This window comes from Profundicola chukchiensis (assembly GCF_029664245.1).
Taxonomy (GTDB): Bacteria; Bacteroidota; Bacteroidia; order Flavobacteriales; family Weeksellaceae; genus Profundicola; species Profundicola chukchiensis.
Genome location: NZ_JANAIE010000001.1, coordinates 382,593 through 408,862, shown reverse-complemented (window position 1 = coordinate 408,862; position 26,270 = coordinate 382,593). Strand labels below are relative to the sequence as shown.

19 protein-coding genes and 1 tRNA gene are annotated in these 26,270 nt (G+C 36.0%); 14 read left to right on the top strand and 6 right to left on the bottom strand.

What is annotated here, in order from left to right; translation table 11 throughout:
• Positions 1 to 55 precede the first annotated feature (55 nt).
• Positions 56 to 1,030: a quinone oxidoreductase family protein gene (locus NLM59_RS01685; protein WP_304416004.1), complete on the top strand. Its 975-nt coding sequence runs from the start codon at positions 56 to 58 to the stop codon at positions 1,028 to 1,030.
• Between the two features lie 214 nt (positions 1,031 to 1,244).
• On the opposite strand, the gene NLM59_RS01680 is transcribed toward NLM59_RS01685, so the two are convergent.
• From NLM59_RS01680 to NLM59_RS01665, 4 genes are all read right to left on the bottom strand, one after another.
• Positions 1,245 to 1,329, bottom strand: a tRNA-Ser gene (locus NLM59_RS01680).
• A 178-nt stretch (positions 1,330 to 1,507) separates the two neighbouring features.
• Positions 1,508 to 2,197: an SIR2 family NAD-dependent protein deacylase gene (locus NLM59_RS01675; protein ID WP_304416003.1), complete on the bottom strand. Its 690-nt coding sequence runs from the start codon at positions 2,195 to 2,197 to the stop codon at positions 1,508 to 1,510.
• Positions 2,198 to 2,292: 95 nt separating this feature from the next.
• Complete coding sequence (locus tag NLM59_RS01670; RefSeq protein WP_304416002.1) at positions 2,293 to 4,074, bottom strand: AMP-dependent synthetase/ligase; 1,782 nt, start codon at positions 4,072 to 4,074, stop codon at positions 2,293 to 2,295.
• A 255-nt stretch (positions 4,075 to 4,329) separates the two neighbouring features.
• Positions 4,330 to 4,773 carry a hypothetical protein gene (locus NLM59_RS01665; RefSeq protein ID WP_304416001.1) on the bottom strand — a complete coding sequence of 148 codons (444 nt, stop codon included), beginning with the start codon at positions 4,771 to 4,773 and terminating at the stop codon, positions 4,330 to 4,332.
• Positions 4,774 to 4,840: 67 nt separating this feature from the next.
• On the opposite strand from NLM59_RS01665, the gene NLM59_RS01660 reads away from it, so the two are divergent.
• Positions 4,841 to 4,975: a hypothetical protein gene (locus NLM59_RS01660; RefSeq protein ID WP_304416000.1), complete on the top strand. Its 135-nt coding sequence runs from the start codon at positions 4,841 to 4,843 to the stop codon at positions 4,973 to 4,975.
• A 43-nt stretch (positions 4,976 to 5,018) separates the two neighbouring features.
• On the opposite strand, the gene dnaX is transcribed toward NLM59_RS01660, so the two are convergent.
• A complete protein-coding gene (gene dnaX, locus NLM59_RS01655; protein WP_304415999.1) occupies positions 5,019 to 6,104 on the bottom strand; it encodes a DNA polymerase III subunit gamma/tau in 1,086 nt (361 codons plus the stop codon).
• A gap of 267 nt (positions 6,105 to 6,371) precedes the next feature.
• Here dnaX and NLM59_RS01650 point away from each other — a divergent pair, with 267 nt between their 5' ends.
• From NLM59_RS01650 to NLM59_RS01640, 3 genes are all read left to right on the top strand, one after another.
• Complete coding sequence (locus NLM59_RS01650) at positions 6,372 to 6,668, top strand: Sec-independent protein translocase subunit TatA/TatB (RefSeq protein WP_304415998.1); 297 nt, start codon at positions 6,372 to 6,374, stop codon at positions 6,666 to 6,668.
• Entirely contained in the window at positions 6,668 to 7,231 is a 564-nt protein-coding gene (locus tag NLM59_RS01645) for a phosphatase PAP2 family protein (RefSeq protein WP_304415997.1), read from the top strand. Before NLM59_RS01650 ends, NLM59_RS01645 begins: the two co-directional genes overlap by 1 nt.
• Before the next feature lie 83 nt (positions 7,232 to 7,314).
• Positions 7,315 to 8,325 (top strand): 3-oxoacyl-ACP synthase III family protein, encoded by a 1,011-nt coding sequence (locus NLM59_RS01640; RefSeq protein ID WP_304415996.1) that lies wholly within the window; start codon positions 7,315 to 7,317, stop codon positions 8,323 to 8,325.
• A 166-nt stretch (positions 8,326 to 8,491) separates the two neighbouring features.
• Here NLM59_RS01640 and NLM59_RS01635 read toward each other — a convergent pair whose 3' ends face one another.
• Complete coding sequence (locus NLM59_RS01635; RefSeq protein WP_304415995.1) at positions 8,492 to 8,971, bottom strand: Dps family protein; 480 nt, start codon at positions 8,969 to 8,971, stop codon at positions 8,492 to 8,494.
• A gap of 119 nt (positions 8,972 to 9,090) precedes the next feature.
• On the opposite strand from NLM59_RS01635, the gene NLM59_RS01630 reads away from it, so the two are divergent.
• From NLM59_RS01630 to NLM59_RS01590, 9 genes are all read left to right on the top strand, one after another.
• Complete coding sequence (locus NLM59_RS01630; RefSeq protein ID WP_304415994.1) at positions 9,091 to 10,047, top strand: LysR family transcriptional regulator; 957 nt, start codon at positions 9,091 to 9,093, stop codon at positions 10,045 to 10,047.
• Positions 10,048 to 10,058: 11 nt separating this feature from the next.
• Positions 10,059 to 10,817 carry a 5'-nucleotidase C-terminal domain-containing protein gene (locus NLM59_RS01625; RefSeq protein ID WP_304415993.1) on the top strand — a complete coding sequence of 253 codons (759 nt, stop codon included), beginning with the start codon at positions 10,059 to 10,061 and terminating at the stop codon, positions 10,815 to 10,817.
• Between the two features lie 30 nt (positions 10,818 to 10,847).
• The gene (locus NLM59_RS01620; RefSeq protein ID WP_304416115.1) at positions 10,848 to 11,777 is read left to right on the top strand and encodes a bifunctional metallophosphatase/5'-nucleotidase; all 930 of its coding nucleotides are present in this window, start codon (positions 10,848 to 10,850) and stop codon (positions 11,775 to 11,777) included.
• A gap of 27 nt (positions 11,778 to 11,804) precedes the next feature.
• Complete coding sequence (locus tag NLM59_RS01615; protein ID WP_304415992.1) at positions 11,805 to 12,299, top strand: alpha/beta hydrolase family protein; 495 nt, start codon at positions 11,805 to 11,807, stop codon at positions 12,297 to 12,299.
• A gap of 144 nt (positions 12,300 to 12,443) precedes the next feature.
• Entirely contained in the window at positions 12,444 to 15,851 is a 3,408-nt protein-coding gene (locus tag NLM59_RS01610; protein ID WP_304415991.1) for a glycosyltransferase family 117 protein, read from the top strand.
• A 342-nt stretch (positions 15,852 to 16,193) separates the two neighbouring features.
• Complete coding sequence (locus NLM59_RS01605) at positions 16,194 to 20,888, top strand: Ig-like domain-containing protein (protein WP_304415990.1); 4,695 nt, start codon at positions 16,194 to 16,196, stop codon at positions 20,886 to 20,888.
• A 17-nt stretch (positions 20,889 to 20,905) separates the two neighbouring features.
• Entirely contained in the window at positions 20,906 to 21,442 is a 537-nt protein-coding gene (locus NLM59_RS01600) for a hypothetical protein (RefSeq protein ID WP_304415989.1), read from the top strand.
• Positions 21,443 to 22,153: 711 nt separating this feature from the next.
• Positions 22,154 to 25,639, top strand: a complete 3,486-nt coding sequence (locus tag NLM59_RS01595) for an RCC1 domain-containing protein (RefSeq protein WP_304415988.1) — start codon at positions 22,154 to 22,156, stop codon at positions 25,637 to 25,639.
• A 17-nt stretch (positions 25,640 to 25,656) separates the two neighbouring features.
• Positions 25,657 to 26,220: a hypothetical protein gene (locus NLM59_RS01590; protein WP_304415987.1), complete on the top strand. Its 564-nt coding sequence runs from the start codon at positions 25,657 to 25,659 to the stop codon at positions 26,218 to 26,220.
• Positions 26,221 to 26,270 lie beyond the last annotated feature (50 nt).

Below are 26,270 nucleotides of genomic sequence, written 5' to 3'. Positions count from 1 at the left end.
ATTTACTGCCTCTTTTTCGTTAAGATTAGATAAAAGAAAATTAAAATATAAGCCTATGAAAGCAGCAGTTTTAGAAGAGTTGGGCAAAGCACCAAAATATATGGACTTTGCAGATCCGGAGATTCAAAATGAAAATCAAGTACTGCTAGATGTAAAAGCAGCGGCAGTTAAGAATTTAGATAAATTAAGAGCCGGTGGAACGCACTATGCAAGCTATACCGAATTGCCAGTGGTGGTAGGAATGGACGGCGTAGGAGTTTTAGAAGACGGTACGCGTGTTTATGCACAAGGCATTTCGGGTATGATAGCAGAGAAAGCTATTATCGATAAAAATAAATATACGGTGATACCAGATGGTTTAGACGATGATTTAGCGGCAGCTTTACCAAATGCGGTATTAGGTTCGGCAATGGCCTTGAAAGTAAGAGGAGAAATTAAGCCAGGGCAAAATGTCTTAATCAATGGAGCAACGGGCGTAACAGGACTTTTAGCGGTGCAAGTAGCGAAATACTATGGCGCTGAAAACATCATTACTACCGGAAGGAATCAAGAAAGTTTAGAGAAAACCTTAGAACTTGGAGCAGATCAAATTATCTCGTTAAAACAAGAGGACGATGCCATTGTAGAGCAACTGAAAAAAGTACACGCAGCAACGCCGATTGATTTAGTGATTGATTATGTATGGGGAAAGCCTGCAGAATTAATTCTAACCGCTTTAAAGGGTGGAGGACTCGATCATCAATCTCATAGAACACGTATTGTAAGCGTAGGATCTATGGCAGGAGAAACGATTAGTTTGCCTTCTGGTATCTTAAGAAGTTCTGCGATTGAGATTCTAGGTTCAGGATTTGGTAGTTTATCGCCAGATGATTTAGCTTCGTTAAGTCAAGAAGTATTACCAAAAATGTTTGACTTGGCTGCAAAAGGTAAATTAAAAATGGATTTGGTAGTAGATTCTATTGAAAATATAGAGCAATTATGGAATCAGAAAATTGAATCAGGAAAAAGATTGGTAATTAGCATAGCTTAAGAATGCTTCTCTAAGCATTAAATCATTTCTGATAGAAATATAACAACTCACATAGGTTTGACTTATGTGAGTTTTTTTATGGAATTAAAACCTCTTTTTAGGTTAAAGAATATTTCTAGATGAGATAAGATGAAATGAGGATTTCTGAAACTTGAATTTGTTTAGAAATTAATGGAAATAAAAAAACCCTAACTAATGTTAGGGTTTCCTTTTGCGGAGAGTGAGGGATTCGAACCCCCGGAGGTGTGACCCTCAACGGTTTTCAAGACCGCCGCATTCGACCACTCTGCCAACTCTCCTTTAATCATCGCTCGTTTATCGTATCAAGCGGGTGCAAATATAAGAGAATATTTTTGTTAAAGCCAAATCAAATCCACCAATTTTTAAGAAAAATTCTGATTTTTTAACAAAGCCATTTGTAAGCGTTTTGAAATCAATTTTTTACGAGAAAAATATTTTTTTAAAGATTTTGGAAATTCATTCCTTTAATAATATTTCTCTCAGCTTTTCACAGCCTTTTACCGCTTTTTCTTGGATGTGCGTTACACGAGAATTTCCACTTTGAGGAACTTTTTCTGGATCGACAATGTAAATTGGAACATCGCTATCCACAAAATCTATTAATCCTGCCGCTGGGTAAACTTGCATAGAAGTTCCGATGATGAGTAAAATATCGGCTTTGCGAGTAACTTCCATGGCACGAGACATTTCTGGAACGGCTTCGCCAAACCAAACAATATGTGGACGCAGTTGATGTCCGTCTGGTGCTAAATCACCTAGATTTAAATCTCCTGGATGATCATAAGTGGTGTATTCATCGGCTACACTTCGTGCTTTTTTAAGTTCACCATGAAGATGAATGATATTAGAACTCCCTGCACGCTCGTGTAAATCGTCTACGTTTTGGGTAACCACCGAAACATCATAATGCTTTTCTAATTCAGCTAAGAAAAGATGTGCTGCATTGGGTTCAACTTCTTGTAACTGCCGTCTTCTTAGATTATAAAAATTCAACACTAATTCAGGATTGCTTCTAAAACCTTCTGGGGAAGCGACTTCCATAATGTCATGATTTTCCCATAGTCCATTGGAGTCTCTAAAGGTTTTAATTCCGCTTTCTTGGGAAATTCCTGCACCGGTTAATACTACAATATGTTTTTTGCTCATGATTTTAATTTTTCAGTTGGCTTTAAATTTAAATGAGCCGGTAAAACCAGCTCATTTTTTTATTATTTATTTGATACGAATTACTTAAGATTTAATTAATAAGTCTCGTCGTACATCTTATCATACAAGTCTTGATATTTCTCTTGAATGTTTTTACGCTTATGCTTTAAAGTCGGCGTTAATAAACCATCTTCAATCGTCCAAACATCAGGAGTTAACTCAAATTTCTTCACTTGTTCCCATTTACCGAATTGCCTGTTCACAACTTTGATTTGCTCTTCGATCAAGCTCTTAAGAGAAGGAGCATTTGCAATTTCTTCGTTGCTTGGGTTGTCAAATGGAAGATCGTTTCGCTTGATGAACTCTCTAACATAATCAAAGTTAGGTTGAATGATAGCACAAGGCATTTTCTGACCTTCACCTACCACCATGATTTGCTCAATAAACGGAATCGCCTTCATGGCATTTTCAATGATCTGTGGAGCAACATATTTACCACCACTGGTCTTGAAAATTTGTTTCTTTCTATCGGTAATGAATAATAAACCATCCTTGATTTCTCCAATATCACCCGTCATGAAATAACCATCTTCTGTGAATACTTCAGCCGTTTTTTCTGGTTGTTGATAATACTCTTGGAATACATTCGGTCCTTTCACTTGAATCTCACCATCCTCAGCGATTCGAATATCTACTTTGTCTAAAGCCGAACCAACACTTCCAATAGCAAATCCTTTAGGATCCATAGAGTTAACAGAGATTACAGGTGAAGTTTCTGTAAGTCCATAACCTTCAATAATCGGAATTCCAGCAGCCCAGAACAAACGATTTAATCTTGGTGATAATTTAGCACTTCCCGAAACCATACAAACCATATTTCCACCAACACCTTCTCTCCATTTCTTGAAGACGGTAGCCGATGCGAATTTGTATTTAAGCTTCCACATGAAAGGCATCTCTTTGTAAGGCGTAAAATCTTTAACTAGATCTAATGCCCACATAAATAATTTAGTTTTAATACCACCTGCGTTCGATCCTGTATCGTATATCTTAGCATAAACTTTTTCTACCAAGCGAGGTACTACCGTCATTACCGTTGGTTTCAATTCCTTTAAGTTATCACCAATAGATTCTATACTTTCGGCATAATAAATAGGAATCGCGTTGTATTGATATAGATAGATCAACATACGTTCGAAAACGTGACAAATCGGCAAGAAACTCATAGCACGTGCATTATCTCCCATATCAGGAACACGTTCTTTTGAAGCTAAAACGTTTGAAACGATATTGTTATGGGATAATACAACCCCTTTTGGTTTACCTGTAGTACCTGATGTGTAAATAATCGTTACTACATCATCATTTTTAATTGAATCCTTAATAGCATCTACCTCACCTTGATTACTATCATCTTCACCCATGTCCAGAATTTCCTTCCAATTCGGAGCATCTGCCACCTCGTCAAAAGTATAAACCCCCACTAAATCAGGTGTATTGGGTTTAGTTTTCATCATCTTTTCATAAAGTTCTTTATCAGAAACAAATGAAAAAGAGATTTTAGCTTGATTGAATATATATTCGTATTCCTCTGGGGAAATAGAAGGATATACTGGAACCGAAATAACACCAATTTGCTGTAAACCGATGTCCATAATATTCCATTCTGTACGATTGGTAGTGGTGATTAATGCTATATGATCGCCGGGCTTAATGCCCATTCTTAGTAGTCCACGACTTATTTGGTTAGCTTGATCTTGGTATTCTTGTGTAGAAGTTTTAACCCAAGCTCCCGAAGTCTTAGATACCAAAGCATCTGGCAAAGGATTGTTCTCTAACTGGTGAGTTAGAAAATCAAATAACCTTGTAATTTCCATATAAATTTAAATTTTGAGTAAAATAAAGTATAATCTCGATGGTTGAAATCGATATCGAACACCAATATAAAAACTATTTATGAATTTTTAAATATAAAATTGACCTATTTCACTTATTAAGACCTATTAAAGATGACTTTTATCTTATTACTGAATGAAACTTATCTTTTTTAAAATAGAATCCTGTGAAAATTATGAAAAGCTAATTTTAATACGCTTTAATTCTATCGATTGAAAATGAGAGTAAAGTTAGTCCTAGCCAGGTTCGTTTTCAATATCTAAACCTAATTGCTGAGCAAGTTTGTCTACCATTGGATTTCTTTCTACAAACTCTTGATAAATATCTTTTCTGGTTTTAATATGGTTGACGGTTTGAGTTTCCTCACTTACATCGCTCACCACCAACAAAGCATAGTTGTTTAGCTTTTTTCTAGCTTTCTTAACGAAATCTTCTTTGCTCTTTTCGAACTCTAAAAGCATCATTCTAGAATCGAAAATTAAGTGAACATGATGTTTTTCGTCGATGCGCCAATTCACCGTATCTAAGACATTGAACAAAGGCTTGTTCTTTTTCTGAAGCTTAGCTTTATAAGCGTCCCAAAATAATTTAAACTCATCATCCGAGAATTTATCTTGTGGTAAGCTATAGTCGATATCGTCTAAACTTTCCTCATCTTCTTTCTCTTGTTCCTCAACCACATTCTGACGAATAGAGAAAATAGATTTTTCTGGACGTCTAAAGTATTTCTTTTTCTCCTTAGCTTTATTGGTAACAGGTGGAGGAGGTGTGGCCGTTTTTGTACTCTCATCAGTTGTTGCTGCTACAGGTTTTGTGGCAGACGTTGATGAAGCAGGCGCTGATGTTGCTTGTGCTTGGGTTTCTGTTTTTGCTTTTGGTTGAGCAGTAGGCTTAGCTTTTTCAGTCTTAAATAAATAAGACGGAATTATGCTATACTTTTTTTTTTAGGCTGACCTTGTTGGGTAAGCGATCCTATTTGCATTAAAGCAATTTCTACTGTTAAGCGTTGATTCTTACTAGCTCTATAATTGATGTCAGCTTGATTGCAAATATCTAATGCATCCATCAAGAATTGAGGCGTACACTTTTTACCTTGTTCAATGTATTTAACTTTGGTTTTCTCTCCAACGTCTAGCAATTCAATTGTTTGCGGATGTTGAGAAACCAATAAATCTCTAAAATGACCTCCTAAACCAGATATAAACAGCTGAGCATCATAACCTTTTCTTAGAATCTTATCGAAAATGTGTAAAGCTTCAGGGATTTTATTTTCTAGACAAGCATCGGTAATAGCGAAGTAGGTATCATAATCCAATACATTTAAGGTATCGGCAACTCCTTCTAGGGTTAAACTTCCTTCACCAAAAGTAACGAGCCTATCAAAAATAGATAAAGCATCACGTAAAGCACCATCTGCTTTTTGAGCAATTAAATGTAGGGCATCATCCTCATAAGTAACCCCTTCTTTCTTCGCGATTTTCTCTAAATGATTTTTAATATCAGGAATACCGATACTTTTAAAATCATATATCTGACAACGTGAAAGAATCGTAGGTAGAATCTTATGCTTTTCTGTAGTAGCTAATATAAAGATAGCATGCGCAGGTGGTTCTTCTAATGTTTTAAGGAAAGCATTAAAAGCACTGGTTGATAACATGTGCACCTCATCGATAACGAATACTTTATAATTTCCAACTTGTGGAGGGAAACGAACTTGATCGATTAGGTTTCTAATATCATCTACCGAGTTGTTAGATGCAGCATCTAACTCGAATATATTGAATGCAAAATCATTGTCATCGTTGGGATTGTCGGTTTCGTTGATGGTTCGTGCTAAAATTCTAGCACAAGTCGTCTTACCAACACCACGCGGACCGCAAAAAAGTAGGGCTTGAGCCAACTTATTGCTTGCAAGGGCATGTTCTAAAGTAGTAACAATAGCCTCTTGGCCAACAACTTGATCAAAAGTTTGTGGTCTATATTTTCTCGCAGAAACAATGTAATCACTCATAATTCGAGAACAAATATAAAGAAAAAAGAAGAAAGAAATCCTTCCAAAAAATAAGTTTTAAGTTTCCGATTAGAAGTCTTGGTTTTTAGTCATTGAAGACGAGAGCATTGGTGAATTTAAATTAAAATAAGTTTTGAGTGCTTATAAAAGGATAAAACTCTAAGCTTAAAATTCACTTTTGAACTTTAACACTAAGTACATTGTAATCTTTTTGCTTTCTACTTAAAAAAAGACTTTTGCATCTAAAAAAATTAATACCTTTGCGCTATGATATTCACAGTTTTTTCTTTTATAGGGTTTCAAGAAATTACCATTATTCTTGTGATTTCTGTTTTAGTTTTTGGACCTAAAAAGATTCCAGAAATTGCTCGTGGTTTAGGCGAGGGTTTACGTGCTATGCGCGAAGCCACCGACGAAATTAAACGTGAGGTAATGGAAAGTGCCGAAAAGGTAGACCCTTCTAAGGATATCAAAAAAGCACAACAAGAAATAGAAACGGAAATCAATCAAGCTAAAAAAGAGATTGACGATGCCGTTGGACCTGTCACCCGAAAAAGACTATAATGGATTTCATCTCTTGGGACGAAAATTTATTCTTATACCTTAATAATCTAGGAACATCTCAATGGGATGCCTTTTGGTTGTTCATAACCAATAAGAAATCTTGGATACCTTTATATTTAGTATTTGCATTTTTTATTTACAAAAATTTCGGAGCTAAAAAATTGATGATCACCTTAGCTTTAGCTGGCTTAATGATATTATTTACAGATCAGATTTCTAGATTCTACAAAGATATTTTAATTCAACGACCACGACCATGTAAAAATATGGAGCTTCTTCCGTATATGCGCTTAGTGAGAGACACTTGTGGTGGTCAATTTGGATTCTTTTCAGGACATGCAACCAACCACTTTGCGGTAGCTGTATTTGTAGGAATGATTTTTAGGCAAAGCAAATGGGTTTTACCTGTTTTATTAGTTTGGGCAGGAGCGATTGCCTTTAGCCGAGTTTATATCGGAGTACACTATCCACTAGATATAGCATCAGGTACTTTAATTGGTGTATTATTCGGGATTCTTTTCTTTCGTTTTTGGGAAATGGCGATTGCTAAAATGCGAAATTAATGATGCTTATATAATTTAATTGACTTAATTTTTTAAATTCTTAAAAATAATCCTTTACATTTGTTTTTTCGATAGAAATACAGATGAGAACAGTTATAAAAGGTTTAGGACATTATGTCCCAGAAAATGTAGTCACCAATCACGATTTAGCTAAATTGATGGACACCAACGATGAGTGGATTCGCGAGAGAACCGGAATCGTAGAAAGGCGTCATGTAGGAAGAGATGGTGATGAACCAACATCTGTATTAGGATTCAAAGCTGCACAAAAAGCTATTGAGAATGCTGGTATAGATAAAAATGAAATTGACTTTATCATTTTTGCGACTTTAAGCCCAGATTTATACTTCCCTGGTTGTGGGGTTCAATTACAAGAATATTTAGGTATAGATACGGTAGGAGCATTGGATATTAGAAATCAATGTTCTGGGTTTATTTATGCTTTATCTACTGCACATGCCTATGTTCAGTCTGGCATGTATAAAAACATTTTAGTCGTAGGTGCGGAGAATCACTCTTTTGGGCTAGATATGACGACTAGAGGAAGAGGAGTTTCAGTTATTTTCGGAGATGGTGCTGGAGCAGCTATTGTGGGTGCATCCGATGATGAGTCTCGAGGTATATTAAGTTGTAATATGCATTCAGAAGGTAAATACGCTGAAGAGTTGACGATGCAGTTCCCTGGAACTAAATATGGTTGGGCGGATAACTTATTAGATGAAGATTTTAAAATTGAAATCGAGAAAATCTATCCTCACATGAATGGTAACTTTGTGTTTAAGCACGCCGTTACTCGATTCCCAGAAGCTATTCAAGAAGCTTTTGAAGATGCCGGAGAAAGTGTAGAAAACTTAAAAATGTTAATTCCACATCAAGCGAATTTAAGAATCAGTCAGTTTATTCAGAAAAGAATGAATTTGAGTGATGATCAGGTATTTAATAATATTCAAAAATACGGAAATACAACAGCTGGGAGTATTCCAATTGCTTTAAGCGAAGCCGCTGAACAAGGTAAAATCCAAAAAGGTGATTTAGTTTGTTTAGCTGCCTTTGGAAGTGGATTTACTTGGGGAAGTGTGTTGCTGAGATTCTAGTTTGCAGTTCAGAGTTCAGGGTTCACGGTTCTCAGTTCGCAGTTCTCGATTTGAAGTTTAAGGAACTGAAGAGGGATTTAAAATTCTGATGTTGTTATTACAGAATAAAAAAAACACCTTGCTAGCCATAGCAAGGTGTTTTTTGTGTTTACTAAAAAGCTATGAATTAGATAGCTCTATTTAACCATGAGTTAAGCATCCATGCTGTTTTTTCTTGTCCAGCAATGAAATCACTCATCATAGCGTTAGTACCTTCGTCATTCAGTTCATCTGATTTCTTAAGAATTTCACGCTCGATAATTAATAACTCTTTCATTGAGTCTAAAATAACTTTCACACACTCAGAGTCTTTTGATACGTTTTTAGCAACTTTAACTTTAGAATTTGCTAAATAATCTTCGTAAGTGTGTAATGGAGTTTCTCCTAAGGTTAAAATTCTCTCAGCAATGTCGTCAATCTGAACTTGAGCTTCAGTGTACATTTCCTCAAATTTATCATGTAACGCAAAGAAGTTTTCACCTTTAATGTTCCAGTGAACACTTCTTAGGTTTTGATAATAAACTTGAAAGTTTGATAATAATTCGTTTAAGTTTTCTACTAAATCCTTTGATTGATTTTCTTTCAATCCAATAGTTGTAAGTGTCATATTATTAGTTTTTTATTGTTCTTCTAATTTAATCAATTACTTCTAATATTGCAAGAATTGTGGCAAAGTCTATTGTTCGCATTCATAAGTTTTAATATCTTTATCAAAATTATTTATAAATGACACTCATCCAATTAGAATATGTCTTGGCAGTAGCCGAAAGTAAGAATTTTACTTTGGCAGCAGAGAAAGTTTTTGTGACGCAACCGACCTTGAGTATGCAGATTCAAAAATTAGAAAAGGAATTAGACATTGAAATATTCGATAGGAGTACGCACCCGATCAAAATCACAGCGGTGGGACAGAAAGTTATTGACCAAGCTAAAACAATTTTGAGCGAAGCTAAACGCATGAGCCACATGATTGGTGATTTACGCGATAGTTTAGAAGGTGAATTTGTAATTGGCGTTATTCCAACGGTATTGCCGACTTTAATTCCAATGTTTTACAAGAATTTTAAAACTCAATTTCCAAATGCCAGTTTGTCTATCAAAGAATTAAAGACCGAAGAAATGTTAGAAGCTTTGGCAGATGACAAAATTGACTTTGGTATTGCGGTTACGCCATTAAACCATGATGACATTATTGAAATGCCATTGTATCACGAGCCTATGGTTGCTTTTGTCCCTCCAGGAAATCGATTGAGTAATCAAGATGAAATCAGTGAGACGGATTTAGAGCTTAAAGATTTATTGTTATTAGAAGAAGGTCATTGTTTTAGAAACAATGTGCTGAGCATTTGTAATATTTTCAACAATGGTCAGGCTGATAAATTAAATTCACTTGCTGTAGACAGTGGAAGTTTTCATACTTTAATTAAGTTGGCCAAAGACGGCTTTGGGATGACGATTCTACCTTTATTACAGGCAGAAGAATTAAAAGAAGAAGATCAAAAATATATTAAGAACTTCAAAGAGCCTGTTCCAACAAGAGAAGTGAGCATCATTTATCATTCAACCCAATTAAGATTAAAGTTTGTAGAGGAAATGCAAAGTTTGATTCAAAGTTTGGTTAGAGGAAAAATATTTTTAGAATCTAATCATAAGACATTTCCTAAATTAAAACTTAATAAATAATTCAAAATTATATGAATACAGCGCCTGTGCTTAAGTTAAGATTCATGCTTTCGGTGGTCTTAATTTTAGGCTTCTATGCTTGTTCGCATAAAGTATATCAAGTTCAAAACTCGAAGGTTGAACGAATATTTATTTCGGATTCCCTCGAGGAAAGAGAAGATTTAAATCAGTTGATTGAACCTTATAAAATTCAAATGGCCAATGAGCTCGATCGAGTTCTTACCTATGCGCCCGTGGATTTAAGCTACAAAGGAATGAACACGCCTTTGGGGAATTTAATCACAGATTTAATGTTAGAAGAGGGGAATAAAATCTATTCTCAACGTCATCCAAATGAGAAAATCGATGTGGTTTTGATGAATAGAGGAGGCTTAAGAAGATCTTTTACAAAAGGTGATTTGAGCGTTCGTTCTATGTATGAATTAATGCCATTTGAAAATGAAGCTGTAGTGGTAACCATGACCGGAACAAAGTTGATGGAAATGGTGGATTTCTTAAGATTAACTCCAAGAAATCATCCGATTGCAGGAATTAGTTTTAAAAAGGAATCCGAGGATAAAGAAATTATGGTTGGTGGAGAATTAATCGATGAGAGTAAAAACTACCGCGTACTTACCAATGATTATCTTCAGAAAGGTGGAGATCAAATGACTTTCTTTTTAGATCCCATTGAAGTTGAATTTCTTCAAATCAAGTTAAGAGATATGTTCATTCAGCATTTTGAAAAAGTTGATACGATTCAGGTAAATCAGAATCCAAGATATTTATAAAATTAACCCACGCATAAACCCATTCAAGTGATAAGTAGACGAAAATTTATACAGAAATCAGCCTTAGCAACAGGCTTAGTGGCCATGCCAGCGGTTGATTTATTGGCTAAAACGCCAACCAAAAAGATAACGATATTACATACCAACGATCAGCATAGTAGAATCGAGCCTTTCGAACCATCGAGTGATGAACGATATAGCAACAAAGGTGGTTTTTCGCGCCGTGCTGCATTAATTGATAAAATTAGAGCCCAAGAAAAAAACGTCTTGTTGTTAGATGCCGGAGATATTTTTCAGGGAACTCCATATTTTAATTTCTATGGCGGTGAGCTAGAATTTAAATTAATGTCTAAAATGGGGTATGATTTAGCTACCATTGGAAATCACGATTTCGATAATGGTTTAGCTGGATTGAAAAAACAATTACCTCATGCTCAGTTTGATTTTGTTTCTGCCAACTACGATTTTAGCAATACCATTTTAGAAGGTCATTTTAAGCCTTATAAAATCTTAAAAAGAGATGGTGTTAAGATTGGAATTTTCGGTTTAGGAATTGAATTAGAAGGTTTGGTGGGAAAAGAGTATTTTGAGGAAACTAAATATTTAGACCCAATTGAAGTAGCTAAAGATGTGACGCGTGATTTGAAAGCTCAAAAGTGTGATTTAATCATATGTCTTTCGCATTTAGGATACGATTATGGTGAGTCTTCTAAGGTTTCAGACATGAAATTGGCCAAAGCCACAAAAGATATTGACTTGATTATTGGTGGACATACACATACTTTCTTAAAGAATCCTGTGGAAGTTCAGAATGCAGCCGGACAAACTGTAATTGTGAATCAAGTGGGATGGGCTGGATTATACCTAGGTAGAGTTGATTTTTATCTAGATCCGTTTACGAAGCAAAAAGAATACTCTGCTCTAACTTTAGGTGTCGATGACACGATTAATTATGTTTAATTCAACTAAAAAATAGTCAACTACTCAATGAATAAAGTATTATATCTTCATGGGCTTAATAGCACCTTACACCAAGATAGGAGAGAAGTTCTCGAAAAGTATGAACTAGAAATATTTGCGCCCCAAGTGGACTACGAAGGGAATCCCAATGCCCTACAAGAATTATTAGACAGCTATGAAGTTGACATGGTTGTGGGTTCGAGTGCAGGTGGATTAGGAGGTTATTATTTTTCTGGAGTTAAACAATTACCAGCCTTGTTGTTCAATCCAGCTTTGCCTTTTAGGCATTACATGAAGTACATACCGGATTTACCGCCGCGAACCAAGTTTTTGCAAATTGTTTTGGGTGCTAGAGATGAAGATGTGCCACCTCAAAAATCTTTTGACTTCCTTACCAGAGAGTTTGATAAAGAAGTTCCGATGGAGATTCATTGGCAAAATCGATTAGAACATAGAATTCCGATTGATGTATTTGAGCATGAATTAATTTATTTCTTAAATAAGCTCGAATCTACACCCTAGATTGAGTTGAACTCCTTCAAAAACCGCTTATAAGTAGTTTTGTTAACTTATTAATTCTTAAAACAATCATAAACTTTTAGATTCGTTCCATGCCCAAAACTTAATAGTAAAAAAAACCTTATTTTCGCATGGTAAATTTTTAGTATGAGTTTTAAGAAATTGAATAATATTGTGGGTTGGGTGATGTTTGCTATCGCTGCATGCGTCTATCTACTCACAATGGAAAGAGAGTTGAGTTTTTGGGATGCAGGAGAGTATATTGTTTCCTCTGCTAAATTAGGGGTAACCCACGCGCCCGGAGCGGCTACTTTTCAATTGATTGGTGCGGTATGGTCTGGATTGGCTTTTGGAGATGGTTCGCTTTATGCCATTTTAATCAACGCCTTGTCGGCCATTTGTAGTGCACTTACCATTCTATTCCTTTTCTGGACACTCACACACTTTGCTCGCCGAATCTTGATGACATCTAATGATGATGTGATCGAAGGAAGCAATAAATGGGCTTTAATTCTTACAGGAGTTGTTGGTTCAGCGGCTTTTATGTTCTCAGATTCATTCTGGTTCTCTGCAGTAGAAGGAGAGGTTTATGCTATGGCGTCCATGTTTACGGCACTCATGCTTTGGTTAGCTTGTAAATGGGAAAACGACGCGGGTAAATACCGAGAAAATAAGTGGGTTGTTCTAATTGCTCTATTGGTGGGGCTCAGTACTGGAGTTCACTTAATGGCAATTTTGGTGGTTCCTGCTTTATGTTATATCTACTATTTTAGACATTATGATTTCACTTGGAAATCCTTTGCAATCGCCAATGTGATTACTTTAGCCATCTTTGTATTTGTCTTTAAAATCATATTCTCTACCACCATGTCTTTCGTGGGGAATCTAGAGATTTTTATGGTGAATGAACTAGGCTTACCTTTCAATTCAGGATTCTTAGTGACTATTATTTTATTTGCTGCTATCTTTTATTTCGGTTTAACTTATACCCAGAAAAGAGGTTGGGCGACGGTGAATACTTTCATTTTAGCTACTATGTTTATGCTGATTGGATTTAGTGCATGGTTGGTAATTCCGATTCGTGCTAATGCTAATCCTCACATGAACTTAAACGATCCAGATGACGCGATTGGTTTATTAGATTACTTTAACCGTGAGCAATACGGTGACTGGCCTGTGTTTAGCGGTCCTCTATATACGGCTCATATTGATCCTAATGGTGTTGAAACCAATCCAGATGGTTCTTATAAAATGATTGATAATGGTCCTATTTATAAAAAGGACGTTCGAAGAGGAACGTATGAAGTGGTAGGACGAAGAACCGAGTATGTTTACAACAAAGATCATATCGGTCCATTTGCTAGGATGTATAATCCACAAGCAATTGAAAACTATAAGGCAATCATGGGACCTCCAGAAGAGATTCAAGTCTACAATCCTGCTACAGGAGAGCAACAAGTTTCTTATAAAAAGCCAACATTGGGGCAGAATATTCAGTTCTTTTTGAGCTATCAAATCGGTTATATGTACCTAAGATATCTTGGCTGGAACTTTATGGGGCGTCAAAACGATTTTGAAGGTAATATGCAGGTTACCAAAGGAAATGCAATTACAGGGATCAACTTTATAGATAATATAATTGTAGGTGGAAATCAAGAGGATTTGCCAACCTATTTTAAAGATACAGAATCAAGAAACGTATATTTTGGGATTCCTTTAATCCTAGGTTTAATTGGTTTTTCCTTCCAGTTCAATCGAGATTTTGGTCGAACTTTTGCCTTGATTTCCCTGTTTTTATTAACTGGAGTTGGAATTCTATTATATACCAACGTTAGGCCTTTTGAACCACGTGAGAGAGATTATGCAGTAGTTTCTTCCTTCTATGTTTACTCGATTTGGGTAGGAATGAGTGTCTTGGCGATTTATACATTATTAAAAGATAGAGTATCCGCGAAAGCTGCTATGGGCGTTGCTTCTCTAACTTTGATTGCACCTGTATTAATGGGTTCTCAAAACTGGGAAGATCATGATAGAAGTGAGCGTAGAGCTGCACACGATTTAGCGCATAATTACTTGGTGAATTTAGATAAGGACGCCATACTTTTCGTGTATGGTGATAATGATACTTATCCATTATGGGGATTACAGGAAACAACCTTGTTTAGAGACGATGTTAAGATTGCGAACTTTACTTTATTAGGTTCTCCTTGGAATATTTCACAAGTACAGCGTAAGACTTATAATGCCGATGCGATTAAAACCCAAATGACGCCAGATGATTACAAAATGGGCGTGAACGAAGGTATTATTTTACTTTCTCCGGATTTAATGGAGCAGATTAAAAACTACGCACAACAAAACAATCCTAATCTATATCAGCACATGCTTTCTATGCAGTCTTATGTAGACAATGGAATGACAGCAAAAGAGGCCATGAACTGGATTCTTGATAGAGATAATCCTGCTAAAAAAGCCTTGGTTGCTGAGCTTAAAATGGCTTTTAATGCCGGTATCGATAATGTGTTACCAACCAAGAAAATTATTGTTCCTGTAAATAAGAAAAATGTTTTAAAACATGGTATTGTTGATCAAAAATATGCGGATCAAATTGTTCCGAACTTGGTGATTAACTTAAAAGGTCAACAGATTAGCTATAAAAATGAATTGTTCATGCTAGATATGCTAGCTAATTATGACTGGACACGTGGAGTTTATTTCTCTAGTGGTGGTTTGTATGATGATGTAAATATCTTCTATATGAACGATTACCTACAATTTGAAGGCTTTACTTATAAGTTAGTTCCAATCAAATCTGGTGGTTCTGAATATGGAGAGAGAGGTATCATTAATGCAGATGATATGTATAAACAAATTAAGAACTATGAGTGGGCAAATTACAACCATCCTAAAGCTTACTTTGATCCAACGAGTACCAACAATATTTTGACTTATAGAAATGCAGTAGCTCGTACGGCAGAAGCATTAATCAAAGAAGGGAAAAATGATAAGGCTAAAGAAATCATGGACTTAATTCAGGAGAAGATTCCATATCAGCGCTATTCAGAAGGAATTACCCTATTTAGCTTTGTGCCGATTTACAATAAATTAGGTGAAAACGAGAAAGCAAAAGAATTACAAACATTCTTACAAAATCGTATCACCCAAGAAAGAGATTACTATCAATCATTAAATGAATATGATAGAATGTCTGTGTACAATGAAATGCAGCAATTGTTGGGGCAGGAGCAGTATTCTGTATCTGGTTTGATTGATTACTATCTAAAGACAGAAAAGGATACTATTAAAGCCTTAGAGTACTTCAAGGAGTATTATACGCCTATCGAGAATCGAATCAAAACCATGAACGCCAAGGTTCAAAAAGTTGGGTTAGGTGGTTTAACAGACGCGGAGCATAATCAGTTATCAACAGACTTAAGCTTACAAAGAGGTATTCTGCCTTATGCTATGGACATCGATAGTACTTATGCGAACAAGAAGTTTGAGGAAATGATACAAATAATGGGAGAAATGGACCCACGCGTTTCGCAGGAGTAATAATAATCTCATAATTTATAAAAAAGCCAAAATTGCTAAGCAGTTTTGGCTTTTTTGCATTTAATATGAATATGTTTTGAGGTAAGTTAAATTAAGGTTATGCTTTTTTATTAATTATATATGGGGGTTTCAGAATTGTACATTTGACGGTATTGTAATCGGATCTACGGGTATTAAAAAAGGAATATTCTTATTTTAATTATTGGTCACGTTTTTATTATTGAAATACGTAGAAAATTTATGATGCTCAAAATACATTGATGTAGTCTGTTTTAAAGGAACAAGACTAAAACAACACAATGGGTTTTGATGACTTAGATTTTAACGATAAATAATAAAAATATGAAGACAATAAATTACAATTTTAAAGAATCTGGAGGTTTTTTAAAGCTCCTAATCTTATTTGGGGTCTTTCTCGTCGCCGCACAAAAACAAACTTGGGCGCAGACAAAGATTTTAGCCAATGAAGTGACGTATACGAGTGGGAATAAACCACTCTCAACTACACCAACCGTAAAAAACCCAGACAACGCCTTAGTAGATGACGATAACTACGCCAGATTATTAGCTTCTCCGGGAGTGGTTGCAACTTTAGGTTCATATAAAGGTGTCATAGAACTGAAATTTGCTCAAACCTTACCTGCAGATACGTGGTCGTATGTGCGTATGGAAGGCGAATCTGATCTTTTTAGAGCCCTACTTGGTGGTAGTTTAGGAAATGCACTAGGTACCGTACTTGGAGCTGTACTTGTTGGAAATCAAGAAATAATTATCGACGCTCGAATGGGTAATACCTCAGTATTATCTCGTTCTAGCACCTTAGGATTTGGTATCGATCGTGTAAAACTGATGCAAGATGGAAATGGAAACAACTTCCTAGCCATCCGCCCGGAAAGTGATTACGATCGCCTTCGTATTACTAATCAGATTGGTTCGCTAATAGGAGTTGGAAATGAAACAACTTTAGACGTTTACAGTGCTTTCTATTATGAAGACACGGGCAATGATTGTGACCGTCCAATTGCTACTTCTTTTGATGGTGGTGGTGGAATTGGATTGGAAGTAGGTGATTTAAACGATCAAAACCTTGGAAATGCTATAGATGATGATGAAAATAGTTTTTCAAGACTAAAATCCTCTTCCGTTTTAAATGTAAATGTAGCGAGTACGCTTTCACAGTATTTCTACTTTCCAACTGTATCGGCAGAAACTACTACAGCAAACATCAAACTTGCTTTAGGTTCTGGAGGTTTAGTAAATACCGATTTATTAGGAGCTATAGAAATTATCTTTTTCGAAGATAATACCATTGTAAGTAGAAGATCATTGCAGAGTAGCTTACTTAATAATACAAACGCAGTAACTTTATTAGATAGTGGAGACCCAGTAACTTTAACTTTTGCTCCAGGTAAGGCATTTGATCGTATTGCGATTAAACTTAACTCGCCAGTAGGAGTGAATTTGTTAGGAAATGGAGTTAAAATCTACGACGTACAACGTTATGATGATGCTGCTGGTTGTGCTAACCCAGAGATAGCTGCATTACCACCAGCTACAGACGACCCGTTTGAAACGGCATCTTGTGCAAGTGGATTAATAGATTTTGAGAATGTAGATTTTACACCTAGAGCTGTCGATGGTAACAACGAATCTTATGCAACCCTATTTGCCGATGCAGGAAACTTATTAGTTAGTGGCCCAACAGCTGGCTTTATAGAAATGGACTTAGGCCAAACGGTTCCTGCTAATAAAACCACTTATGTACGTATTAATTACGACGAAGATGTGCTTGATAGATTGGTAGGTGGTAGTTTAGGAAAATTAGTAGGCGACTTAGCCAATAGTTTATTGTTAGGTAACCAGTATTTTGAAGTAGAGGCGAAAAATGAAGATACAAATGTTCTAACCGCTACTAGTTCTGATGGTTTCGAAGGTACTTCAAATGGTGCAGTTACCTTGGTTCAAGATAATATTGGACGTTATTATATAGCTATTACACCAGATCAAGCTTACAACCGTGTTCGTATTACGAATAACGTAGTAGCATTGTTGTCTACAGGTAAAAAAGCTTCTTTAGATGTTTACAATGCGTGTTTCGAAATAGGAATCGATCCTTGTTTCCCTGCAAACTTCACTTCGTATCGTGGTGGTGGAATTGGTTTAAGTGCTGGTAATATCTCAAGTGTGGGTGTTACGAATGCTTATGGAGCTATTAGCGAAAACTCTTCTGACTATTCAGAAATTAATTTAGGGGTAGCAGGTTTAGCAGCTCACGTCTATCAGACAATATACTTTAGTCAACCTTCTCAACCTAATGACAAGGTTAAAATTAGATTGGCGTTAGAACCATCTTCTGCACTAAGTTTAGACGTATTAGGTAGATATAGAATTAAATTCTTTAATGGGAACACCCAAGTAGGGAATGATGAAACTTTAGAAAGTGGATTGATAAATAATTTAGATTTACTTGCGCTATTCGGTTCTGGCGGAATGGTAGAATTAGAATATGAGCCCAATGGAATTTTTGACAGAGTAGAAATAGGTGCAGAATCTATAGCAAGCGTTAACGTTGCAGCAGAACCTTTACGTCTATATAGCGTAGAGCGATATGGAGATACATGTCCATTGACGAAAACGCCTTTCCCTTTTGAAGTGCCATCTTGCTCTACTACATTAGTAGATGCACATAACGCAGATAACGTTCAGAATTTATTTGACGATGATTTCGATAGTTATGCCACTTTAAAATCAGGCGCAGGGATTCTTTTTGGCCTCGGAAATCAATATGAAGGCTATGTTGAGATGGGATACGACCAACCCATGTCTGCTGGAACTACATCTTATATCCGTATTGATTTTGAAGAAACTATCTTAGATGGGCTAGTAGGTGGAAGCCTTGGAAATGTAGTCTCAGGATTATTAGACAATCTAATTTTAGGAGATCATTTCTTTAGAGTCGATGTTAAAGATGCAAATAGTAACATTATCCATACAGCAAGTAGTAATGCTGCTTCTGCTGGTGGTGACGGTACGATTCGTGTGGTTCAAGATGCTGCAGGTAGATATTATATAGCTGTAACACCTACTTCTGACTATCAGTCTGTACGTATTACAGATACTACCAATAGTGTGTTAGGATTACTAGCACAACCTAATACGATGAATGTTTATGGTATGTGTACAGATATGGTAACTGACCCGTGTTTTGGGCCTTTTGCTACGTCTTATGAGCATTCTGGACTAAGTCTTAGTGTTAATGACCTTGGTGGTGCAGGCGTAACCAATATGTCTTATGCCATTAATGGAAACACTACCAATTATTCTGAAATCAGTAATGGAACTTTAGGCATTGGAGCTTCGACGAAACAATGGATTTACTTCAATTCTGTTTCAAATGAAAACGACATCGCTAGGATTCAATTCAAAACTCAAGGTGGAGTTGTAGATGCTGATCTTTTAGGAGGATTAGAAATTAAAGCTTACTTAGCAAATAATGAAGTATATAGCTTGACTTCACAAAATGGATTGATCAATGGTATCAATGTAGCCGACTTATTGACTAATAATGAGATGGTGACCTTAGATATTTCACCAGGTCAAAGGTTCGACAGAATAAGTGTGGGAATTAAAACCTTGGTTCAAGCTTCTGTTTTCCCACCGATTCATTTGTATTCAGTGGATCGCTTATGTAATTTATTTGTGAAGGATGATATTAATCAAACTCCTCAAAATGTACAAGTAAATGGAAATGTTTTAACCAATGACTTGGGACAAAACTTAGCGGTTAGTTCATTAGATTATTATGATGTTCAAGGTAATTTGCAAACGCTCGAGTTAAATAATGCTTCTGCTTCAGCCACTGTATACACAGAAGGGCCAAATCCGGTTAAAGCTGGGGAAGTTTCAATAAATACTGATGGTTCTTATTTATTTACACCAGAAAATGGATTTAACGGAAATGTTCCTTTGGCTTATACAATGTCTGATGGTGATAATGTTGGTCGAGCTAAATTAGATATCAAAGTATTACCCATTGTACCATTCAATCAGCCGCATGCTCCGATTGCTCAGAATGATGTGGTGACAACGGTATTAAACACTGAATTATCTAATAATGTATTATTTAATGATAATGATCCTAAATCGGAAGCTATTACGGCAACAGTTTTTGGTCAAGATGCTAATACTAATCCAGTAGGTAGTAGCATCGTTGTAGCTGGAGTAAGTAATGTCGGAACTCCTGTTTCTAATGCCGGAACATTTACTTTGGCTGAGGATGGAAGTTATTCTTTCGTTCCTTCACCTGGGTTTGTTGGTACGGTAAATCCGATTAACTATAACATTCAAAATGAACAAAATGAAATAGATTCGGCTCAAGTTAAAATTCAAGTGTTGGCAGAAACAGAAAACATTACAATACTTAATGATGATGCGAAAATTGGCAAGAAGGGAGATGTATTAAATGGAAATGTATTAGCCAATGACTTTGATCCAGAAGGAAATAATCAAACATTAACTTCCATTATTGTTAATGGTGTTGAGTATACAGTTGATCCTAATTCACCTAGAACAGTAGAGATACCTGGTAAAGGTACCTTAGAAGTGAATTCTAATGGTGATTTTACTTGGACTCCAGTGCCTGGATATGTTGGAACATTAGATTTAATCTATAAGGCTTGTGATAATGGATTGCCGCAGGCATGTGATGATGCAACATTATATCTTACGAACCTAGAAATCCCTTGTACTGTGCCCGGAGCTCCTGGTACACCAGGTATTACTCATATAGGTATTTCTACCTTAGATAGAAATGTAGAAGAGTGGTTGACAGATGAGAATCAAAATAAACTTGGTGCTTATATCGCTTTAGAATCTACCAACAAGGCGTTTGTTATTACCAGAAATGCGGATCCAGCAAACAATATTACATCTCCAGTTGAGGGGATGGTTGTATGGGATACAACTGATAATTGTTTGAAACTGTATAAAGGAGATACCCTTGGATGGGAGTGTACGACGAATCAATGTAATCAATAATTTAAATAGAAATTATCATGAAAAATATATTAATTATAATAACGATAGCTTTAGCAGCAAGTGCCTTACAGGCACAGGTTGGTATCGAACGAGAATCAGCGCCTGAGTTGGTGAGAGGAGATGCTATTATGGATTTTGAGTCTCCAGCTACAAAGGGAATATTGTTGCCTCGTGTTACGAGTACTCAAGAAGTACCTACGGCTGGGGGAGCAATGGTCTTTAATTTAGACACCCAACAAGTAGAGTTTTACAATGCCAACGAAAATACTTGGAAACCGATGACAGAGCAAAGTGAAGTGACAGTAGAAGGACATAACTCTAATTATTCAACGAATGATGTGGGAAGTGGCGCTCTGATAACGGCAGGAACAGTAACTAATACGAATCCACCTAGTGGAGTTCTGGTTTTAGAATCAGATGACAAAGCTCTAGTTTTACCCCAAGTAGAAAATGCGACGCTATTGCCGTCGCCAAAAGCTGGTACTATTTGTTATGATATGGCTACAAAATCTATTGCAGTGTATAATGGCACGCATTGGAGTTTTTGGAATTAAAACAAGAATAATTTTTATAGTTTAGTTTGGTTAAAGACAACTTCCTTGTGGAGTTGTCTTTTTTTATGGACAAACGCTTTAATCTCCTATTTCAATTAATAACTTTAAATCCAAAATGCTAGTTTATTCTTGGCTTTTGCTGTTTAAAATAAATTTTTAGAGAATTTAAAAAGAGATGTAGGTGACTTCATTTTATAAGTTTGAAAGTAGAATACTAGCTTTTTTAGTTGCTTCATAATTTTTTACCAATCTCCATGCTCGATGTCCATCTTGCTAGGGCATTCTTGGTATTGCGAAACCAACACCTCATATTAATCTTTCTGTATCAACCATGATTAAAGGGTGAATTTTAATCATCATTTTAAATGATTAAAAGTTGAATATATCATGGAAATATGGTTTCAAAAACTAGCGTATAGAATATATAAAATAGTCACTTTGGTATATGAATTTGGTTTCTTTTACCTCAATAAATTCATCTCCATTTTCAAGAAATCAACTACTTTATCTCATTTTATCCTCAAAATAGAGCTAGAATAAGAAAAGATATAGACTTGTTGTTAATGTGTTGATTAATAGTTTTTTAAATCAGTTTGGAGCCCTATCGAATTACAGAATTTGATAGGGTTTATGCTTTTTATACCTATTTATTAAATCTAAGTTTGAAGTGATTTATAAAAAGAAAATAAACCCAGGAATAATTCTAAACCTATGAGAAAAACAAACTTTTTAACTAACAACCTTTTCCTTCTTTTGCTCTTATTTAATTTATCAAATTTAAGTAGTCAAGAATTTCAAAATGGAAATCAATTCCAAGAGACGAACACCTCAAATAATTATTGCGTAAGTGGGTGTAACAGTAATTCTTTTTTAAATAGTTCAGATCCTAACACTATTGAATATGATAATATCGTCGGTTTGTATCACTCAACCATGTTGAAGGAAACCGATGGTAATTTAAAAGTTTGGGGAGCTTCCGCTGCAGCAAATGGTAATGATCAGTTGACACCAATTTTAGTAACTCCTGGAAATGGATATACTTATAGTGGCCAAATTCTAAAATTTACAGGTGGAGCTTCAAATGGTAAATATGCGCAATTTACACTTTTAACTACTGATGGACTATATTTTTGGGGACAGCCAGATGTTTTGATAAGTAATGATATTAAATCCGATACACAATTTCAAAAGGTAACAACAATTGGTACAGCAGGTGAAGGTAGTACAAGTCAATATGGTCTTCCCTTGGGAGTTGCACCCCAAGATGTGAAAATGATGTTTGGTACCTATAAAACATTAGCAATAGTTACATGCAGTGGTGAAGCTTGGGTGCTATCTCGAAATCAAAAAGTTTTTGGTGACGGTGGAAGTAATATTACTAAATGGCACAGAGTACAAACTTCAGAGAGTACACCTTTGATTAATGTGGTAGCCCTAAGAGGAAGTACGTCAGCCTTAATGGCTTTAACTTCTGATAATAAAATCTATACTTGGGGAGAAAATGCTTATTTAGGAGATGCTAAAAAAGGCAAAGACAGAACTTACGCTAAAGAAATGACTAAGCCATCTGGTGTTATTAAGCAAATTGGTATGACTGGTGGAAATAGTTACTACATATTAATGGCAAATGGAGATTTATTTGCCTTAGGAGAAAATAGCGATCAAGAATTAGGAATATTTAATATGGAAGCTCAAAAAAATTGGGTACGAGTTAAGAAGACAAACACCGCCCTGCTTTCAAATATAGCATGGATATCCCCTAATGAGCACTCTGCTGGAGATGGAAGTAAAGGTTATGGCGCTATTAATGTTTTGACTACAGCAGGGGAATTATGGTCTTGGGGTAGAGATAGTTCACAGATGTTAGGCGGTGGAGGACACAGTATTAGTCCATCTTATATGGTTGGCGGACTATCTAATGGCGATAATATTATGGCAGTAGAAACTGGTGGACATACTACAATGGTTATCAAGCAATGTAGTTTTAAGTTTGGTTATTTAGGGCATAAAGTTCTAGGAAGTATGGGCGATGGAATTGCAACTAGTTCTGCTGTTAGTACTTTTAACTTTACGAATACCGCGGAAATTAGCTTATGTGGTGCACCCACGGGTCCTAATGTTGTCGGTGAATTTGAAGTTTGTCAAGAATCTAATGAAACAGTGGATTTAACTACAGCACATATAGGTGATATCCCTAATGGATTAGGTTTGGTATGGTATACTACTGAAGACCAACAACCAGGCACAGAGGTGCAAGATGCAACGCAGGTGGGAGCGGGAGTTTACTATGCATTTTATAGTGAATCACCTTGTGAAGTTTTAATTCCTACCAAGGTAACAGTGAAAGAAATTGACTGTACTCCTAATCAAGGATATTGTGTAACGGGCTGTAACGATAATACTTTTTTAAATAGTACCGATCCTAATACTTTAGAATATGATAATATAGTCGGGTTATATCACTCTACCATGTTAAAAGAAACAGATGGTACTTTGAAAGTTTGGGGAGCCTCCGCTTCTGCAACTGGAAATCATCAGTTAGTTCCTGTTTTAGTAAAACCGGAGAATGGATATAATTACAATGGAGAAATTTTAAAATTCACTGGAGGTGCTATTAATGGCGATAATGCTCAATTTACAATTTTAACCACAGACGGTCTTTACTTTTGGGGAATTGAAGGTGTCTTAGTAAGTAGTAATATTAAAGCTGGATTACAATTTCAAAAAGCAAATGCAATTGGAACTGCTGGGCAATCCGGTACGAGTAATTATAGCCTTCCGATTGGTGTAATGCCTCGAGATGTCAAGATGATGTTTGGTACACATAAAACCTTAGCTATCGTAACTTGTAGTGGGGAAGCCTGGGTTCTATCGCAAAAAAACACATTATATGGTGATGGATCATCTAGTGGCAATAATGTTTGGCATAGAGTCTCAACTTATTCAGGTATACCGCTAAAAAATGTAGTTGCTTTAAGAGGAAGTACTTCAGCTTTAATGGCTTTAACCGCTGATAATAAGATTTATACTTGGGGAGAAAATGTTTATTTAGGTTATGGTAGTGGAATAAGCAATGAAACTTATGCGAAGGAAATGAAAAGACCATCTGCTGATAAAACAATTAAGCAAATAGGTATGACCAGTGGAAATAGTTACTATGCACTTATGACGGACGGCTATTTATATGCTCTAGGAGAAAATAATAATCGTGAGTTAGGGATTTTTAATACTAATAATCAAAATAATTGGGTTCAGGTAAAAAAGGCAAATTCTAACAACGACTTTCTGATGGATATTGCTTGGATTTCACCCAATGAACATTCTGCCGGAGATGGAAGTAAGGGGTATGGTGCAATTAACGCTTTAACTTTTTCAGGGAAGTTATGGTCTTGGGGTAGAAATAGTCATGATATGTTAGGTAGCGGCGGTTCTTCTATTAATCCATCCCTTATGGTTGGTGGCCTAACTGAAAGTGATAATATCATGGCAGTTGAAACAGGAGGACATACAACTATGGTAATCAAGCAATGTAGCTTTAAGTTTGGTTATCTAGGACATAAAACTCGAGGTAGTATGGCCGATGGCTCTTATCAATCTGCTGATGTTCCTGAGTTTAATTTTTCCAATACTGCAGAAATTAGTTTATGTGGAGCTCCTACAGGGCCTAATGTTATTGGCGAATTCGAGATTTGTCAATATTCTGATGGAACGGTTAATTTATCTGATGCTCATATCGGCGATCTTCCTTCTGGTGTAAATTTGGTATGGTATACTACCGAAGATCATCAAGCTGGAACTGAGGTAGAAGACCCTACGCAGGTGGGAGCAGGTGTATATTATGCTTTCTATTCCCCTTCACAATGTGAGGATTGGATACCGACTAAAGTAACTGTGAAAGAAATTGATTGTTTCTGTACGGAAGCCCCAAATATAGGCGTGGTTGAAGGTAACACAAAAATAGGTATAAGTACATTTGATAGAGATGTTGCAGATACATCTTGGGCGGAAGGTGTTCAGAATGGTTTCATCAAATTAGAATCTAAGAACTTAGGATTTGTGCCAACGCGCTTAAATTCTACTGAACGAGATAGTTTGAATGCGGAAGAAGGTATGATGATCTGGAATATCGATACTCAATGTTTAGAGTTCTATAATGGAACAATTTGGGTATGTAGTAAGAATAAATGTAATCGCTAATCAATAATAACTGAAAAATGAAAACAATTATAAGTATAATAATAGCAACTACTTGTGCATTAGCTTTGAATGCACAAGTCTCGATTGACAAAGACTTCACCGGAAACTCGAGTGTTATCTTGGAATTTAATGACAGACGTGAGGCTGCAATAACAGCTAATGGTACCCAGTCTATTGATGGAGATAATAAAACCTTGATATTGCCAATTGTGAGTGAAATTCATCCAGATTCTGATGAAGGTACCCTTTGGTTTGATGCTACTGATGATAAGATTAAATATAAGTCTGCTAATTCAGTAGTTTCTATGACGGTTGCCGGTATAGATGTAAAATCACCAGCTGATGAGCTTGGAGTGTCTGAAGGTCTTGAGTCATCTAATGCTGGAGTAATCGTAGGCGCAGAATCATCTAATGCTCCTGGTGTTTTAGTATTAGAATCTACGGATAAAGCCATGGTATTGCCCGTAGTAGATGCAGTTGGAGAAATAGTCAACCCAACCCCTGGGTCTATTGTGTATGATAAAGCTCAAAAGTCATTGGCGGTATTCAATGGAATCGTATGGACCTTTTGGGGAGAGTAAAATAAAATTTATAATTAATTAATATGTTCTATTAATATGGATTAAGAAAA

Excerpts from the sequence above, each read along its gene's own strand:
- NLM59_RS01685 (WP_304416004.1), top strand. The coding sequence starts at position 56 with ATGAAAGCAGCAGTTTTAGAAGAGTTGGGCAAAGCACCAAAATATATG.
- NLM59_RS01675 (WP_304416003.1), bottom strand. The coding sequence starts at position 2,197 with ATGAGCAAAAAACATATTGTAGTATTAACCGGTGCAGGAATTTCCCAA.
- NLM59_RS01670 (WP_304416002.1), bottom strand. The coding sequence starts at position 4,074 with ATGGAAATTACAAGGTTATTTGATTTTCTAACTCACCAGTTAGAGAAC.
- dnaX (WP_304415999.1), bottom strand. The coding sequence starts at position 6,104 with ATGAGTGATTACATTGTTTCTGCGAGAAAATATAGACCACAAACTTTT.
- NLM59_RS01650 (WP_304415998.1), top strand. The coding sequence starts at position 6,372 with ATGATATTCACAGTTTTTTCTTTTATAGGGTTTCAAGAAATTACCATT.
- NLM59_RS01645 (WP_304415997.1), top strand. The coding sequence starts at position 6,668 with ATGGATTTCATCTCTTGGGACGAAAATTTATTCTTATACCTTAATAAT.
- NLM59_RS01640 (WP_304415996.1), top strand. The coding sequence starts at position 7,315 with ATGAGAACAGTTATAAAAGGTTTAGGACATTATGTCCCAGAAAATGTA.
- NLM59_RS01635 (WP_304415995.1), bottom strand. The coding sequence starts at position 8,971 with ATGACACTTACAACTATTGGATTGAAAGAAAATCAATCAAAGGATTTA.
- NLM59_RS01630 (WP_304415994.1), top strand. The coding sequence starts at position 9,091 with ATGACACTCATCCAATTAGAATATGTCTTGGCAGTAGCCGAAAGTAAG.
- NLM59_RS01625 (WP_304415993.1), top strand. The coding sequence starts at position 10,059 with ATGAATACAGCGCCTGTGCTTAAGTTAAGATTCATGCTTTCGGTGGTC.
- NLM59_RS01615 (WP_304415992.1), top strand. The coding sequence starts at position 11,805 with ATGAATAAAGTATTATATCTTCATGGGCTTAATAGCACCTTACACCAA.
- NLM59_RS01610 (WP_304415991.1), top strand. The coding sequence starts at position 12,444 with ATGAGTTTTAAGAAATTGAATAATATTGTGGGTTGGGTGATGTTTGCT.
- NLM59_RS01605 (WP_304415990.1), top strand. The coding sequence starts at position 16,194 with ATGAAGACAATAAATTACAATTTTAAAGAATCTGGAGGTTTTTTAAAG.
- NLM59_RS01600 (WP_304415989.1), top strand. The coding sequence starts at position 20,906 with ATGAAAAATATATTAATTATAATAACGATAGCTTTAGCAGCAAGTGCC.
- NLM59_RS01595 (WP_304415988.1), top strand. The coding sequence starts at position 22,154 with ATGAGAAAAACAAACTTTTTAACTAACAACCTTTTCCTTCTTTTGCTC.
- NLM59_RS01590 (WP_304415987.1), top strand. The coding sequence starts at position 25,657 with ATGAAAACAATTATAAGTATAATAATAGCAACTACTTGTGCATTAGCT.